The sequence below is a fragment of the Pseudolactococcus raffinolactis NBRC 100932 genome (genome assembly GCF_001591765.1).
Taxonomy (GTDB): Bacteria; Bacillota; Bacilli; order Lactobacillales; family Streptococcaceae; genus Pseudolactococcus; species Pseudolactococcus raffinolactis.
Genome location: NZ_BCVN01000008.1, coordinates 1 through 17456, shown reverse-complemented (window position 1 = coordinate 17456; position 17456 = coordinate 1). Strand labels below are relative to the sequence as shown.

At 39.3% G+C, this 17456-nt stretch carries 13 protein-coding genes and 1 pseudogene; 12 read left to right on the top strand and 2 right to left on the bottom strand.

Features of this window, described 5'->3' with window-relative positions; translation table 11 throughout:
- The first annotated feature begins 2 nt into the window (after positions 1-2).
- Positions 3-866 (top strand): ROK family protein, encoded by an 864-nt coding sequence (locus LRA01S_RS04175; protein WP_061774360.1) that lies wholly within the window; start codon positions 3-5, stop codon positions 864-866.
- Positions 867-934: 68 nt separating this feature from the next.
- Here the strand turns inward: LRA01S_RS04175 and LRA01S_RS10760 are convergent, their stop codons facing one another.
- The gene (locus LRA01S_RS10760) at positions 935-1201 is read right to left on the bottom strand and encodes a type II toxin-antitoxin system RelE family toxin (RefSeq protein WP_082785381.1); all 267 of its coding nucleotides are present in this window, start codon (positions 1199-1201) and stop codon (positions 935-937) included.
- Positions 1191-1385 (bottom strand): annotated as a pseudogene (gene relB, locus LRA01S_RS04170) (type II toxin-antitoxin system RelB family antitoxin); the annotation flags it as partial. The gene LRA01S_RS10760 and the pseudogene relB, both read right to left, overlap by 11 nt.
- A 263-nt stretch (positions 1386-1648) precedes the next feature.
- Here relB and topA point away from each other — a divergent pair.
- From topA to LRA01S_RS11200, 11 genes are all read left to right on the top strand, one after another.
- Positions 1649-3802: a type I DNA topoisomerase gene (gene topA, locus LRA01S_RS04165; RefSeq protein ID WP_061774358.1), complete on the top strand. Its 2154-nt coding sequence runs from the start codon at positions 1649-1651 to the stop codon at positions 3800-3802.
- Between the two features lie 376 nt (positions 3803-4178).
- Positions 4179-6158 (top strand): DNA topoisomerase IV subunit B, encoded by a 1980-nt coding sequence (gene parE / locus LRA01S_RS04160; protein ID WP_061774357.1) that lies wholly within the window; start codon positions 4179-4181, stop codon positions 6156-6158.
- 8 nt (positions 6159-6166) lie between these two features.
- Positions 6167-7501, top strand: coding sequence for a TrkH family potassium uptake protein (locus tag LRA01S_RS04155; protein ID WP_061774356.1), 1335 nt, complete (start codon positions 6167-6169; stop codon positions 7499-7501).
- A gap of 42 nt (positions 7502-7543) precedes the next feature.
- On the top strand, positions 7544-8197 hold the full coding sequence (locus tag LRA01S_RS04150; protein ID WP_061774355.1) for a potassium channel family protein: 654 nt from the start codon (positions 7544-7546) through the stop codon (positions 8195-8197).
- Positions 8198-8215: 18 nt separating this feature from the next.
- A complete protein-coding gene (gene parC, locus LRA01S_RS04145; RefSeq protein ID WP_082785379.1) occupies positions 8216-10663 on the top strand; it encodes a DNA topoisomerase IV subunit A in 2448 nt (815 codons plus the stop codon).
- A gap of 62 nt (positions 10664-10725) precedes the next feature.
- Positions 10726-11184 carry a signal peptidase II gene (lspA, locus tag LRA01S_RS04140; protein ID WP_061774353.1) on the top strand — a complete coding sequence of 153 codons (459 nt, stop codon included), beginning with the start codon at positions 10726-10728 and terminating at the stop codon, positions 11182-11184.
- A gap of 12 nt (positions 11185-11196) precedes the next feature.
- Complete coding sequence (locus tag LRA01S_RS04135; protein ID WP_061774405.1) at positions 11197-12090, top strand: RluA family pseudouridine synthase; 894 nt, start codon at positions 11197-11199, stop codon at positions 12088-12090.
- Positions 12091-12207: 117 nt separating this feature from the next.
- A complete protein-coding gene (guaA, locus tag LRA01S_RS04130) occupies positions 12208-13737 on the top strand; it encodes a glutamine-hydrolyzing GMP synthase (RefSeq protein WP_061774404.1) in 1530 nt (509 codons plus the stop codon).
- A 321-nt stretch (positions 13738-14058) separates the two neighbouring features.
- Positions 14059-14280, top strand: a complete 222-nt coding sequence (locus tag LRA01S_RS04125) for a hypothetical protein (protein ID WP_061774352.1) — start codon at positions 14059-14061, stop codon at positions 14278-14280.
- 48 nt (positions 14281-14328) lie between these two features.
- Entirely contained in the window at positions 14329-16572 is a 2244-nt protein-coding gene (locus LRA01S_RS04120) for an AAA family ATPase (RefSeq protein WP_061774351.1), read from the top strand.
- Between the two features lie 409 nt (positions 16573-16981).
- Positions 16982-17149, top strand: coding sequence for a pyridoxamine 5'-phosphate oxidase family protein (locus LRA01S_RS11200; protein WP_218003133.1), 168 nt, complete (start codon positions 16982-16984; stop codon positions 17147-17149).
- Positions 17150-17456 lie beyond the last annotated feature (307 nt).

Here is a 17456-nt window from a genome sequence, read left to right as displayed (position 1 = left end):
AAATGGTATTATTAACAATCGATGTTGGTGGCACAAGCATCAAATATGCAAGTTTTGACAAGGGTCAACTCGCGAACAAAGGCTCGAAAGCCACACCCCAAACTTTAGAAAGCTTTTATCAAGTCTTTGCAGAGATTAAAAATGAAGTCGCAAAACAAGTCGAGCTCACAGGGATCGCCATTAGCTGTCCAGGTGCCGTAAGCAAGGCAGATGGCGTGATTTATGGTGCATCAGCGCTACCTTACATCCATAATTTTCCAATCAAAACTGCCTTCGAAGAACTTTTTGGCCTGCCAGTTTCAGTCGAGAATGACGCCAATTGTGCAGCATTGGCTGAAGTGTCATATGGTGCAGGAAAAGACTATCAAGACTTGCTATTTTTCGTCATTGGAACAGGCATCGGCGGTGCGGTCGTTCTAGATAAAAAAATTCGACACGGCGCGCATCTCATGGGTGGAGAATTTGGTTTCATGCTCATGGGTGATAACACTTTATCGGTCGATGCAAGCCCTGTTCGCATGGCGCAAGACTATAATACAGCACATAATACAACCTATAATGGTCAGGAGATTTTTGCTCTGGCTGAAGGGGGAGATGTTGATGCTACAGCGGCAGTTGCTGTTTTATTCGACAGTCTGGCGCGTGCTATCTTTAATTTACAGTACGCATTAGACCCAGAAATCATTCTCTTAGGAGGCGGTATTTCTCAGGCAGACTTCCTGATTCCAAAACTACAAGCAGCCTTGCAAGTTATTTATGACAAAGTAGGGATAGCAACAATGATGCCCAAAATTGCCGTGTGTGAATTTCAAAATGATGCCAACTTAATTGGTGCGGCAGCAGATTTCTTAGCAGAAAATAGTTGAGCCTAACGCTATAAAAAAACTTCCATTTAGAAAGTGGAAGTTTTTATTATAGGAATAGAGTGACTTTTTTATCGATAGATATCTCGTCTATGATTGATTTGCAAGGCAAGGACCATCAGTTCGTTATCCTGTATCGTGACTATCAATCGATAGTCGCCAATTCGATAACGCCAAAGTACTGCTAAGTCTCCAACAAGTTGCTTGCCGTGGTTGTGCGGATTATCTGCTTTTAAGATGACATTGTTAATATAGTTTTGAATGCATTTTTGGGTAAACTTATCAAGTATACGAAATTGTCGATTAAATTTAGGCGAAGGGATAAAGTCATACGTCACGATCAAGCCCCAATTCTGGTTGTAAGTCTTCCCAAGATTGGACTGGTTTATCTGAAATAATGTACTTTTGAAATTCAGCAATTGAAGTTTCTGCGACTTTTAAATCATAATCGTTTTCATATTTTTCAACCATCGTACGTTTGATACTCTCAGATAATGAAAGTCCCTCAAATTTCGCCATCGCTTGAAAAAATTGTTATTCGTTATCTTTAACCTTAATCGTAACTGTTGCCATAATAGTAGCTCCTTTTCTGGTAACACCATTATAATACCAAAATATTTCAAGTTAAAGTTATAATATATAGGTGTTATCATTCAGTCTTTCGTATTTGTTTTTTACATCAAAAAAAACGTGTTTCTCCTATAAGAAAAACATATATGCCTTGACAATCAGAAAAAAAGCCGTTATGATAGGTTGAGTAATCTGATAGAAAGTTGGCTAACCTCATGGTAACAGCGACAACAAAGAAACCAGCCATTAAAAAAACGACAGCTAAAAAAGCAACACCCAAGAAAGCAACTAAGAAAAAAGCAGCAACAAAAATTAAAAAGAATTTGGTCATTGTCGAATCACCAGCTAAGGCAAAGACAATTGAAAAATATCTCGGGCGTAACTATAAAGTAGTCGCGTCTGTTGGGCATATCCGTGATTTAAAGAAATCAACCATGTCTGTTGATATTGAGCACGACTACGAACCTCAATACATCAATATTCGAGGCAAAGGGCCTTTGATTAATTCCCTTAAAAAAGAAGCTAAAAACGCTAAAGCCGTCTATCTCGCAAGTGACCCGGATAGAGAGGGAGAAGCCATTGCTTGGCATTTAGCCCATATTTTAGGGCTTGATGTTCATGATAAGAATCGCGTCGTCTTTAATGAAATTACTAAAGATGCCGTCAAAGACGCCTTTAAAGAACCGCGTTCAATTGACTTAGACTTGGTAGATGCCCAACAAGCCCGCCGGATTTTAGACCGCTTAGTCGGCTATTCTATCTCGCCAATCCTTTGGAAGAAGATTAAAAAAGGTTTATCAGCAGGTCGTGTCCAATCCATCGCCCTAAAATTAATCATTGATCGTGAAAATGAAATCAATGCTTTTATCCCAGAAGAATACTGGTCAATTGAAGGAAATTTCAAAAAAGGGACCAAGAAATTTCCGGGTAGTTTTTACGGCCTTGATGGCAAGAAGAAGAAGTTGCATAAAAATTCGGATGTCTTAGAAGTCATGGAACGTCTGACATCAGACGAATTTACGGTCGATAAAGTTGATAAGAAAGAACGTCGTCGCAATGCACCCCTGCCTTATACAACGTCTTCACTCCAACAAGATTCGGCCAATAAAATTAACTTTAGAGCGCGTAAGACTATGTCTGTCGCTCAACAATTATATGAAGGCATCACGCTAGGGCCAAATGGTCATCAAGGGTTGATTACCTATATGCGTACCGACTCGACACGTATCTCGCCAGTTGCCCAAGCGGCAGCGGCCAGCTATATCGTCGATACCTTTGGCGAAAAATATAGTAAACACGGCAGTAAGGTTAAGAATGTTGCGGGTGCTCAGGATGCCCATGAGGCCATTCGGCCTTCCAACGTCCTTAACACGCCTGAGGCCATTGCCAAGTACCTCGACAAAGATCAGCTCAAACTCTATCGCCTGATCTGGAATCGCTTCGTCGCCAGTCAAATGACGCCTGCTGTTTTTGATACGGTTAAGGTCAATCTCTCGCAAAATGGTGTCATGTTTACGTCCAACGGCTCACAAGTCAAATTTGACGGTTATATGGCCGTTTATAATGACGCGGATAAGAACAAGATGCTGCCGGAAATGGCTGAGGGCGATGTTGTCAAGAAAGACAACATCAAGCCAGAGCAACACTTCACGCAACCACCAGCACGTTTCAGTGAAGCAACGCTGATCAAAACGCTAGAAGAAATCGGTGTCGGTCGTCCATCAACCTATGCGCCAACGCTTGAAACGATTCAGCGACGTTACTATGTCAAGCTCTCGGCTAAACGCTTTGAGCCGACAGAACTTGGTGAAATCGTCAATAACATGGTTGTCGAGTTCTTCCCTAATATCGTCAACACAGAGTTTACAGTCGATATGGAGCAGTCATTGGACGATGTCGAACACGGCATGCGTAAATGGGTGGAGGTCGTCGATGAGTTCTATAAACCTTTTGCCGTTGAGCTTGAAAAAGCTGAAACCGAGATCGAAAAGATCCAGATAAAAGATGAGCCTGCCGGTTTCGACTGTGATGTCTGTGGTCATCCTATGGTGATTAAACTTGGGAAATACGGCAAGTTTTACGCCTGCAGTAATTTCCCAGATTGTCGTAATACCATGGCAATTGTCAAGGAAATTGGCGTCGTCTGCCCGACTTGTCATGAAGGCCAAGTTATTGAACGTAAGTCTAAACGTAATCGGATTTTTTATGGTTGTGCCCGCTATCCAGACTGTGAATTCACTTCATGGGATAAACCCATCGGTCGAGATTGTCCAAAATGTGGTCAATTCTTGGTTGAGAAGAAAGTCCGTGGCGGTGGTAAACAAGTCGTGTGTAGCAATGGCGACTATGAAGAAGAAAAAATTAAGTAGTTTTAAATCAGTCCATATTTAAAATGCTGTCAGTCGATAGCATTTTAATTTTGGATAAAAAGAAATTTCTGAGTTTTTTCTTTAGAAAATAGACAAAAAGAAACTCAGAAATCTTTTTTAGCAAATATTTTATGAAAAGAGACGCAAAAATCTCTTTTGATGATACAGGCTCAAAGAATATTCAAGTCTCAAGTGCCGAAAAAACATCTCATCAGAGGTGTTTTTTTACATAATCAATCCTCATGTATACTTTGTTTAGAAAGATTTTTGCCAAAATCGAGAAAATAAGGTATTCTATAGTATAGAACATTTTTTATATCATCACAGTGAGGTTCCCTAGAGGGTTACGCACTGTTTTGCTATCAAAAAATCTAGACTGTATGTCCAAAGGAAAAGTAAATTGACAATAGATATTAATAATTACAATGATGATGCCATTCAGGTTTTGGAAGGCCTAGATGCGGTCCGTAAACGTCCTGGGATGTATATCGGGTCAACGGATGGGATTGGTCTCCACCATTTGGTCTGGGAGATTGTCGACAACGCTGTCGATGAAGCCCTTTCTGGCTTCGGTGACCAAATCAATGTGACAATTCATAAAGATGGTTCACTAACTGTTTCTGATAGCGGTCGTGGGATGCCAGTTGGTACTCACGCAACAGGTATTCCAACAGTTGAAGTTATCTTCACAGTACTTCACGCGGGTGGTAAGTTTGGTCAAGGTGGCTATAAGACCTCAGGTGGTCTTCATGGTGTCGGATCATCCGTCGTGAATGCCCTCTCAAGTTATCTTGAAGTTGAAATCACGCGTGATGGTGTTGTCTACCGCCAACGTTTTGAAAATGGTGGCAAACCTGCCACAACGCTTGAAAAAATCGGTAAAGCACCTAAATCTAAAACGGGGACGAAAGTCCACTTTATGCCAGATCCGACGATATTCTCGACAACGGACTTTAAATATAGCACCATTTTTGACCGCCTTAATGAGTCAGCCTTTCTCTTGCCAAATGTGACAATGACTTTGACAGATGAACGCAATGAAATTGATGGTCAACCTGAAACAGCAAGCTTCCACTATGAAAATGGTGTGCAGGATTTTGTCGCTTACCTTAATGAAGATAAGGATACTTTAACGCCTGTCATGTATTTTGCAGGAGAAGCGGAGAATTTCCAAGTTGAAGTAGCGATTCAGTACAATGACGGCTACTCTGACAACATTCTCAGTTTCGTCAATAACGTTAAAACAAAAGACGGTGGGACGCACGAAGCGGGACTTAAACAAGCCATTACCAAATCCATGAATGAGTATGCCAGAAAAACAGGCCTGCTTAAAGAGAAAGATAAGAACTTAGAAGGCTCTGACTACCGTGAAGGTCTGACTGCCATTCTATCTGTCCTTGTTCCCGAAGAACATCTGCAGTTCGAAGGTCAAACCAAGGATAAATTGGGAAGTCCAAAAGCGCGTCCAATCGTTGATAACATCGTCAGTGATAAATTAGCTTTCTTCCTGATGGAGAATGCGGAACTATCACAAAACTTGATTCGAAAAGCCATTAAAGCGCGTGATGCGCGTGAGGCAGCTCGAAAGGCGCGTGATGATGCGAGAACTGGTAAAAAAGGTAAGAAAGATAAAGGTCTCTTATCAGGTAAACTAACACCTGCTCAGGGAAAAAATTCTGCTAAAAACGAACTTTATCTGGTCGAAGGAGACTCAGCCGGTGGTTCTGCTAAGCAAGGCCGTGACCGTAAGTTCCAGGCCATCTTACCACTTCGAGGGAAGGTCATCAATACTGAGAAAGCCAAGATGGCTGACATTCTCAAAAATGAAGAAATCAATACCATGATTTACACGATTGGTGCAGGCGTAGGCGCAGATTTTGATATTTCGGATATTAACTACGATAAAGTCATCATCATGACCGATGCCGATACCGATGGTGCGCATATTCAAACCTTGTTACTGACATTCTTTTATCGCTACATGAAACCTTTAGTTGAAAATGGTCATGTCTACATTGCCCTGCCACCACTTTATAAGATGAGTCAGGGCAAAGGCAAGTCTGAAAAGATCGAGTATGCCTGGACTGATGGTGAGTTGAACGATGTGCGCAAGAATTTTGGTAAGGGCGCAATTTTACAGCGTTACAAAGGACTTGGTGAGATGAATGCTGATCAGCTTTGGGAAACGACCATGAATCCTGAATCGAGAACCTTAATTCAAGTAACCTTGGATGATGTCGCACAGGCTGAAAAGCGTGTGTCGGTTCTCATGGGTGATAAGGTTGAGCCACGTCGGAAATGGATCGAAAATAACGTTGAATTTACCCTTGAAGAAAAAAGTGAAGTGATGCAATAGGAATGCACATGCCTCAATTTATAAAACAAATGAAACCGCCACAGATGATTATCTTCGGATTTTTATTTGTGATTCTGATTGGCTCGATTTTTCTAGCCTTACCAATTTCTGACCAAAATGGTCAAGCGACTTCTTACTTGGACAGTCTTTTTATGGCTGTTTCAGCAACTTGTGTGACGGGCTTAGCTGTTGTGAATACAGCAGACCACTGGAATACTTTTGGTCAAGTGATTATCTTGATTATGGTAGAAGTGGGCGGTCTGGGGTTTATGAGTTTCTTGGTGCTCTTGTTAAATATGACAGGACAACATCCCTCATTCAAATCAAAAATGCTGATACGAGATGCCTACAATTTCACGAGTTTTAACAACGGTGATAAGTTGGTCAAGTCCATTGTCAAACTGTCTTTAGTGACGCAACTCATCGGTGCAGTCTTACTGAGTCTTGATTTTGTCCCTAAATTTGGTTGGGCAAAAGGGATTTGGTTTAGTGTTTTTCATGCTGTTTCAGCGCATTCTAATGCTGGCTTTGACTTATTTGAAACGTCATTGTTTCAGTTTAAGGATAATCCCTATGTCCTGATGATCATGAGCCTTTTGATTTTATCAGGATCCTTTGGTTTTATCGTTTGGTTTGACTTGATTAATTTACACCGTATCAAGAAAATCACGCTACACTCTAGGTTAGCCTTGACCATGACGGCAATCTTGGTTGTTACGGGCACGATTTTATATAGTCTGCTCAATATCCAAGAGTACAATGGTCATCCGATGACTTTTTTTGCACAAAACTTTTTCCTGAGTATCACACCGCGTTCAGGGGGCTTTACCTTTAGTAATTATAATGCGACGAGTTATGCCAGCCTAGTTTTGACCATGGTATTGATGTTTATTGGTGGGACGTCAGGTTCGACTGCGGGTGGGGTGAAAACGACAACGTTTGGTGTTCTAGTGATGAATATTCGCTATATTTTTAGCAATCGTTTCAAAACGATTTATCACGAAAGACAAATTCCACGTCGGATTATTCGCCGTGTCTATGAGATTATCTTTATCTATTTGGCCATTATCTTTAGCTTCTCTTTTGTTTTACTGATAACAGAAAATTTACCACTGAATAATGGGATTGAATATGTCTTTTTTGAAGTCATTTCAGCGCTTGCAACAGTTGGTTTGTCTTTAGGTTTGACACCCGATTTGACTGCCATTGGTAAAATTTTAATTATGGTTTTGATGTTTATTGGTCGAATAGGGATTATGACTGTCATTTATGCCCTTGGTAGTCATGCTAAGATAGATGAAGAATTGATTCGTTATCCTGAAGAAGAAATAGTTGTTGGCTAAGGTTTGACTTAACTTACCGGCACTTTAAAGAAAGAATATGAGATGAAAAGTTTTTGTGTGATTGGCTTGGGTCGATTTGGCTCTAGCGTCGTGAAAAGTTTAGTCAAAAATGGTCACGAAGTTGTGGCCATAGATACTGATGCCAAAAAAATTGATGACTACAAAGATATTGCCACACACGTCATGATCGCGGATGCGACGGATGAGCGTGTGTTAAAGAATGTTGAAATTGATAAGTTTAACGGTGTGGTAGTTGCCATTGGCAGAAACGTACAAGCCAGTATTTTGACGACCATGATCGTGATTGAGGCTGGTGCTAAAAACGTGGTGGCCAAAGCAACAACAGATGTACAAATCAAGGTCTTGTCGAAAATTGGCGCGGATAAGATTATTCAGCCTGAAAAAGATGCTGGAGATCGGGTTGCTGATAATCTAGTACATCCAGATATCTCTGAATATCTAGATCTATCAGATGACTACTCATTTGCCAAGATTGCCGTCAGAAATATCAGATTCGATGGTCTCAACCTCTTTCAAGCTAACCTGACCCAAGAGTATCACGTCAATGTCGCATTTGTAAAGAAAGCAGATGGCACGGCAACGATTGGTAAACACAATACGAAAATCGGCTTGGGCGATGTTCTTTATGTCGTTGGAACCAAAGAAGACATCGAAAATTTCTCTGAAATCATATAAAAAGAAAAAGAAAAAACTATGAGCAATGTACAAAAACTCTCTCTAGAAGAGATTATGGGCGACCGATTTGGTCGCTATTCTAAATATATCATACAGGAGCGCGCCTTACCGGATATTCGGGACGGCTTGAAACCTGTTCAGCGCCGGATTCTCTATTCGATGAATAAAGACGGTAACACCTTTGATAAGGGCTATCGGAAATCTGCCAAATCAGTCGGAAATATCATGGGTAACTATCACCCCCACGGCGATAGTTCGATTTATGATGCCATGGTTCGCCTCTCACAGGACTGGAAAATGGGCCAAGTCCTCGTCGAAATGCACGGAAATAACGGCTCAATGGATGGTGATCCACCCGCAGCCATGCGTTATACCGAGGCGCGCCTATCTGAAATTTCGGCCTACCTCTTACAAGATATTGACAAAGATACCGTGCCCTTCGCTTGGAACTTTGATGATACCGAAAAAGAGCCGACCGTTTTACCAGCCAGTTTTCCAAATCTCTTGGTCAATGGTTCAACAGGGATTTCAGCTGGGTACGCGACGGATATACCGACGCATAATTTAAGTGAAGTCATTGATGCCACAGTCTATATGATCGACCATCCGACTGCGACCGTTGATAAGTTGATGGACTTCCTACCTGGCCCAGACTTCCCAACAGGTGCTACAATCCAAGGCAAGTCTGAAATCAAAAAAGCTTATGAAACTGGTAAAGGCAAGGTTGTTGTCCGGTCTAAAACCAAGATTGAAGAACTCAAGGGCGGTAAAAAAGAAATCGTCGTCACTGAAATTCCTTATGAGCTGAACAAAGCAACATTGGTCAAAAAAATCGATGATGTCCGGGTCAATGCTAAAGTAGCAGGTATTGCGGAAGTCCGTGATGAATCTGACCGAGATGGCTTACGGATTGCGATTGAGCTGAGAAAAGATGCGGATGCTGAGCTGATTTTAAATTATCTGCTCAAATATACCGATCTACAGGTCAATTATAACTTCAATATGGTTGCGATTGACAATGCCACACCGCGTCAAGTTGGGATAGTCCCGATCTTATCAAGCTATATCAGCCACAAACGCGACATCATCCGCTCACGTTCTATCTATGATCGTAATAAGGCAGAAAAACGTCTGCACATCGTCGAAGGTCTGATTCGTGTTCTGAGCATTTTGGATGAAGTCATTGCCCTCATCCGTGCCAGTGATAATAAAGCGGATGCCAGAGAAAACTTGATGGCTTCTTATGATTTTACTGAACCCCAAGCCGAAGCCATCGTGACTTTACAACTGTATCGTTTGACAAATACAGATGTGGTCACTTTGCAAAGTGAAGAAGCGGAGCTCAAAGAGCGCATCACAACATTGTCCGCCATCATCAATGATGAAAAAACGATGTTTAATGTGATGAAGCGTGAATTGCGCGAAGTCAAAAAGAAATTCGGGCAACCTCGTAAAAGTATTTTGGTGGATGAAGTGGTCGCAGTTGAAGTTCAAGCTGCCTCACTCATCGTTAAAGAAGAAACGATTGTCAGCGTGACACGTTCCGGCTATGTCAAACGCACAACGCCACGTAGTTTTTCAGCCTCTAAACTGGAAGAAATCGGCAAACGTGGGGATGATCGCCTGATTTTCCATCAACCTGCGGTAACCACGCAGCATCTGCTGATGTTCACGACCTTTGGTAATGTCATCTATCGACCAATTCATGAGTTGGATGATATTAAGTGGAAAGATATTGGTACGCACAGCTCTTCCTTGGTCAATAACTTTTCTCAAGAGGAAGAAATTCTATTCGTCCAAATCTTAGATGATTTTGATCTAGAGTCTCGTGAGCTTATGGTGTCGACCAAATTTGGCTTGATTAAAAAAGTAGCGCTCGCTGACTTCAAACCTTGGCGAACTTATCGCTCAAAATCTGCGCAGTATGCCAAATTCAAGCAGGCTGATGATCGGGTTGTTTCAGTAGACTTTGATCAAAATGCTGATGTGATGTTGGTGACTTATAATGGCTATGCCTTGAGATTCTCATCGCAAGATGTACCAGTTGTTGGTGCAAAAGCTGCTGGTGTTAAATCTATTAACTTGAAAGACGACGATTTTGTCGTTGCAAGTTATTTTGCTGATACCGATTCATTCTATATTTTGACGCAGCGTGGGTCTCTGAAACGTGTAAATTTCAATGAAATTCCAGCTAAAAGCCGTGCAGGTCGTGGCTTACAAATACTTCGTGACCTCAAAAAAGCACCACATAAAGTATTTGCCTCAGGTACAGTGAAAAACGTCTACGGAGGCGATTTATTCTCTGAAACTGACCAAGAATTACAAATGCTACAAGTCCTATCACAAACTGATAAATTATTTGAAATCAATTTACCAGACTTAAATCTGCTCGACCGGACATCAAACGGTTCCTTTATCTTTGATGAGGCGATTGAGGGTGGCGTTAAATCTGCACAGTTGAAATAGTCTAACCCCTTAATTGGCAAATTTAGCAAGCAGATGCTTGCTTTTTTTGGTATAATGAAACAATGAAGTTAAAAAAAATAAGTTTACCAATCGTGATTATATTAGGCATTGTCCTTGACCAAATCGTCAAGATGGCCATCGTCAAAAATCTTAGATTATCAGAGCAAAAGTCTGTCATCAATGGCATCTTGTCACTGACTCATCTGCGCAATAACGGTGCGGCCTGGTCTATCTTAGAAGGTCAGCAATGGTTCTTTGTCTTGACGACTGTGATCGTCTTGGCAGTCGCTATCTGGTTTTGGCTCAAAAATCTGTCAAAAAATTGGTATGGCATTGGCCTAACCTTGATCATTTCAGGTGCCTTAGGCAACTTTATTGACCGAGTGCGCCAAGGCTACGTCGTTGATATGTTCCAGCTCGACTTTATCAACTTTCCTATTTTCAATGTAGCAGATATTTTGCTGTCGATAGGATTCGTAGTGCTCTTTATTGGTATTTTGATAGAAAAAGATGAAGGTTAAGATAAATTGAAAATAAAAATTAAAGCCCAGTCCGCAGGATTGCGACTTGACAAGGCCATCTCAGATAACTCAGAGGTATCACGAACTCAGGCCAATGACCTGATTAAAGCAGATGCTGTTTTGGTCAATGGTCAAATCAAAAAAGCCAAATACAAAGTGTTAGAAAATGACATCGTGTCATTTGACATCCCTGAGCCTGAAGTCTTGTCCTATGAAGCGGAAAACATCCCACTTGACATCGTTTATGAAGATGATGATGTCGCCGTGATTAATAAACCACAAGGCATGGTCGTCCATCCCTCAGCAGGTCATCAAACGGGCACTCTCGTTAACGCATTGATGTATCACATGACCAACCTGTCAAGCATCAATGGCGTGATCAGACCTGGCATTGTGCACCGTATCGATAAGGATACCAGTGGCCTGTTAATGGTCGCTAAAAATGACCAAGCGCATGAATTCCTAGCCGCTCAGCTTAAAGATCACACGTCGAAACGTCGTTATCTTGCCATTATCCATGGTAACTTACTTAATGACCGTGGCATCATTGAAGCACCGATAGGCCGCAATGCCAAGGATCGCAAAAAGCAAGCTGTTATCGCCGGTGGCAAGCCTGCCTTGACTCATTTTGAAGTGCTAGAGCGTTTTGGTGATTTTACCTTGGTCAGTTTGACCCTAGAGACAGGCCGCACCCATCAAATCCGTGTGCACATGGCCTATATCGGCCATCCTGTGGCAGGTGATCCTTTATACGGACCGAAAAATGCCTTAAAACCTAACAATGGTCAGTTTTTACATGCACAAATGCTAGGATTTGAACACCCAAGGACACACCAATGGTTAGCGTTCGAGCAAGATCCACCGAAACTTTTCCAAACCACACTAGACAAATTAAGAGAAGACTAAGGTCTACCACCAAAAATAAAAATGCAAAAGGGCATTTTTTTTGGTAAAATAGATGTAATCTAATTTTTGCAACATAAGAGAAGGAGTTCTACTTTGACAACCACAGATAAGCAAGAGATGCAGAAAATCATCGTCCTCGACTACGGTAGCCAGTACAACCAATTGATTACCCGTCGGATTCGTGAATTTGGCGTCTTTTCTGAGCTGAAAAGCCATAAAATGACCCTCGACGAGATCAAAGCCTACAATCCTAAAGCCATTATCATTTCAGGCGGTCCTAACTCAGTCTATGAAGATGACGCTTTTGATATTGATCCAGGTGTATTTGAGCTTGGCGTTCCCGTTTTGGGCATTTGTTATGGCATGCAGCTCATGACTCAAAAACTAGGGGGAAAAGTAGAAGCTAACCCAGGTAATGGAGAGTTTGGTCCAACCAAAATTAACCTTGATGCCACATCTAAATTGCTTGCAGGCACACCCGCTGAGCAAACTGTTTTGATGAGCCATTCTGATAACGTCACTGTCCTACCAGAAGGTTTTAAAATTGCGGCCCATACCGATAAAACACCAATTGCAGCCATTGCAAATGATGAAAAAGGCCTTTATGGCGTGCAATTCCATGCTGAAACAACCCTCAGCGAATATGGTCACGACATCATTGAAAACTTCGTGAAGAACATCGCGCAAGCATCTGGCGACTGGTCAATGGCTGGTTTCGTAGACCAACAAATCAAAGAAATTCGCGAAAAAGTCGGCGATAAAAAAGTCTTGCTTGGTCTTTCTGGCGGTGTCGATTCATCAGTCGTAGGCGTGCTCTTGCAACGTGCCATCGGCGATCAATTGACATCTATCTTCGTTGACCATGGCTTACTCCGTAAAGGCGAAGCAGAACAAGTCATGAACGACTTGGGCGGCAAATTCGGCCTCAACATCATCAAAGTAGACAGCAAAGAACGCTTCATGAGCAAACTAGCTGGCGTTGCTGATCCTGAGAAAAAACGTAAAATCATCGGCAATGAATTTATCGAAGTCTTTGACGATGAAGCCTCAAAACTTGACGGTGTCGACTTCCTTGCCCAAGGCACACTTTACACTGACGTCATCGAATCTGGTACAGATACAGCACAAACAATCAAGAGTCACCATAATGTTGGTGGACTGCCTGAAGATATGCAGTTTGAGCTGATCGAGCCATTGAACAAACTCTTTAAAGATGAAGTCCGCGAACTTGGTGAAGTTCTTGGCATGCCACACGATCTTGTTTGGCGCCAACCTTTCCCAGGTCCAGGTCTTGCTATCCGTATCATGGGTGAAATTACAGAACCACGCCTTGAAAAAGTCCGTGATTCAGACTTGATCCTTCGTGAAGAAATCGCAAAAGCAGGCCTCAACGAGAAAATCTGGCAATACTTCACTGTCGATACAGGTGTTAGCTCAGTTGGTGTAACTGGTGACTTCCGTAGCTATGATACAGTTATCGCCATTCGTGCCATTACATCTATTGATGGGATGACCGCTGACTTCGCTGAAATCGACTGGCAAGTCCTCGCTGAGGTTTCACGTCGTATCACCAATGAAGTTAAAGGTGTTAACCGCGTCGTCTATGATATTACGGCTAAGCCACCAGCTACTGTTGAGTGGGAATAACGAAGTCAATAAATTTGAAACTTCAACGCTGATTTAAAAGGGTTTACGAGTTGTAAAAGGCTCAAAATTGGTTAAACTGACTTAGTCCCCCGCAAAAAGTCTCGCCAAAATCTGGGTATTTCAGTAAATTTAATAATAGGAAAAATATCTCTGTTGAACTAATAGAGGTATTTTTTTCAATTTCACTAAAAATATTTTCCTAAATATCTGGAAATCATAATTGATATAAAAAATTGTTTTTTTAATATAAAATAATATAACTTGCTATTTATATTTAAAATAAGTAAAATAGAAACTATATCTAAGGAAGGAAGAAGAGTCATGAAATTCACTGTAAATCAAGAAATAGAAGAATGGGTTGAAAAGCAGGAACCATGGGTAGTAAAAATACTGATTAGAATTTTTGAAGAGAAAAAAATTGATAATGACTTTCTTGATGAGATAATGGACTCACTCATAAATGATACTATTTTTGAGAATCAAAAATTAAATATCGACCGATTTAATCTTAATGGTATAAGTGATAAAATTCTCCTATTGTAAATTAATGAAACTAAAAACGTCAATGCCCTTTATGATAAGACCCCCTTAGTGTTTTCACAAGAAAATCCGACAATCATTTATGGTTTAAACGGTGCTGGAAAATCGGGTTATGTGAGAGTTTTGAAAGGTTTTACAAACAGCCCTCATAAAGAGAAAATTTTGGGAAATGTATTTAGTACAAATTCTGAAATTCCTAGAGCCAAAGTGGAATTTTCTGTTAATGATGAAAACAATGTAATTCAAAAATCGTTTGAGGGAATAGATAAAGAAGATAAAATTCTTCCAGTTAGTATCTTTGATACATATGTTTCAGAGGGGTATATTACACAGAATAATGTTGCCTCATATCAGCCAATACTTCTAACTTATTTCACTAAATTGATTCAAGTAATGGATTTTATTAGACAAAATATTCAGGAAAAAATAAAAACCATTGAATGTGAGGAGTTATTAACTCCGAAGAATTATATGGGAATTGATATAAAGTATGTTAAAGGCATCAAAGAAGTACCGGAAGTTCTTTATACATCATATGATAAAAATGATGAAGTAAGATTGAATAAACTAAATATATTTTTTCAAGAAACTGATACTCGAAATCGAAAAAAACAACTGGATGCAATCATAATATCTTGTAATTCGTTGTTAGAATTTCTTGATAAATGTTCAACTTTTTATACTGAAGAAAGAATTGATAGTTTTATAAAACTTAGCGAAAAGCTGAAGTTTCAAAAAAATATTCAGGATAAATTGAAGAAAAGTTTTTTAAGTACAACAAAAGATATTGATGATGCAATAGTAGAAAGTAAAGAGTGGCAACTATTATGGTCATATGCAAGGAAATTTTCTATATTGCAAGAAAATCAATGTAATTGTAGTTTGTGTGGTCAAAAGTTAACGGGTGAAGTTGCGAAAAGATATCAGACTATTGATTCTTATGTGAATAGTGAAATTAATCAAGATATAATACAAACTGAAATTAATATAAAACAATGTGTGACTCTTCCCTTTGTGTTAAAGAGTGTTGAAGATTTTATATCTGATATTAAAAGAGTAGACTTTGAAAATGATACAGCCGATAAGATTTTATCTGTTTATAGATCCATTTTTGATCAAATTAGTGATTTGAAAAAAGCTAAAAAGAATGATATTACACAAATTTTTTCAATAATAGATCTGGTTAAAGACAAGAAGAAAGTTACGATTGAAGAGCTTGAATTATTAAACTTGAGTTCAAATGTTGAGGAAGTAGAAAAACTCAAGACTGAATATATTGAATTAAAAATAAAAGAATATTACAAAGAGAATTCTCACACTATTATTCAAAATAATTTGAAAATACAACGGAAAAATAAGTTGAAAATTTCGGAAAAGAAAACAAATACTATTTCTGTTACTATGTTCATGAAAAAACTTACAGAATTACTTTTAACTGAATCATTTATAGAAAGGTTTAATAGAGAACTTGAAGAATTAACTTCTGGAAAAATTAAAGTAGCAATAAAAAAAGGAAAAGCAAACAAGGGACAGGTTTCATTACGATTAGTATTAATAGCTAATAGTAAAGAAGTAATAACTCCGAAAGAAGTTCTTAGTGAAGGAGAGCAAAGAATTGTTTCAATGGCAGCATTTTTGGCAGACAACACAATTAGTGGTATAAATAATCCGTTAATATTTGATGATCCAATATCATCTTTAGATGTTGATTATGAGAGAAAGGTTGTCAAGAGATTAGCAGAATTATCAAAAAAAAGACAAGTGATTATTTTTACTCATAGACTATCTTTATTGAAACTTTTTCAAACAGAGGCTGATGATACAGAAGTCGTTGAGATTGTATCTAGGAACGATAAAAAAGGAATTGCCACTAAATCTAGAGTGGATCATCAAGAAATAGTTACTGCATTAAATACTTTAGTTAACGATAGAATCAACGAAATAAAGAAAAAAGATATACATACTGAGGCATATACTGATGCAATTTGGAAAATTTGTCAAGATTTTAGAAAATTGGCTGAAAAAAGCATAGAGGACTTGCTCATAGGAAAAATCGTTACTAGGTATAATCAAGAAATAAAAAGTTCTCAAGTAAAAAAACTTGCATTTATAACTGAAGATGATTGTGACATAATTGATAGGATTATGACAAAATATTCATTCTATGAGCATTCTCATTCGGATGAAACTCCTATTAATGAACCGGAGATTGATGAAATTGAAAAAGATATAATTGATTTTGCCAAATGGGCTAAAGAAAGGAAGAAACGATTAAACAGTCATAAATTATTTTGAAAAGCATACCATCAACATAAGGTTGTTTTAGAGCGATTCTTGAAATTTTACTATATTACAGTAGGCAAACGAAAGGAGGCAAAGTTAATAGAGAGCTAACCAAATATATCATGCACAGTGCTATCAATGTTAAAATTCTAAACAGTAGTAAAAAATCATGATGAAAAACCCAGAACAAACGATTGGCAACTTAATTGACAAACAGAGCGTATCATTTATCGGATCGATGGACCAAGATTGTTTTCCAAATATGAAAGCCATGCTGTCTCCTCGGAAACGAGAAGGCATCAGCACATTTTGGTTCACAACCAATACATCATCTATGCGAGTAACACAATATCTGGAGAACCCGAAGGCTTGTATTTATTTTTGTGACGAGCAACTATTTCGTGGTGTGTAGTTAATTGATATGATGGAAGTGCTCACCGACGATGAATCCAAAGAGATGATCTGGCGAGAAGGTGACACGATGTACTATCCAGAAGGCGTGACTGATCCAGATTATTGTGTGCTGAAGTTTACAGCGCATAAAGGACGATACTATGCGGATTTCAAGAAAGAGAATTTTGAAATCTGATCAGAGTATTTTAGTTGAGACATTGATTTTCATAAAAAAGTACTCGCCGTGACAATGGTATCTAATGAAAAATCTTAGATGGCACATACGTGCATGAGCATGGGTAAGGAAACGAAACGATTAAAAAAAATCTAGTCGTTTTTTTTGATTTAGAATGAACTTTTTTTGTCAAAAGCAAGAAAATAATATTTTTTTATGAAATATCTAGCAATTGTATAAGTAAAGTGTCAAAATAAAAGTGTAGAAATTGGTGTATCTTTAACTAAGTATTATAAAACGTATAAATATTAAGAAAAAGTAAACTTAA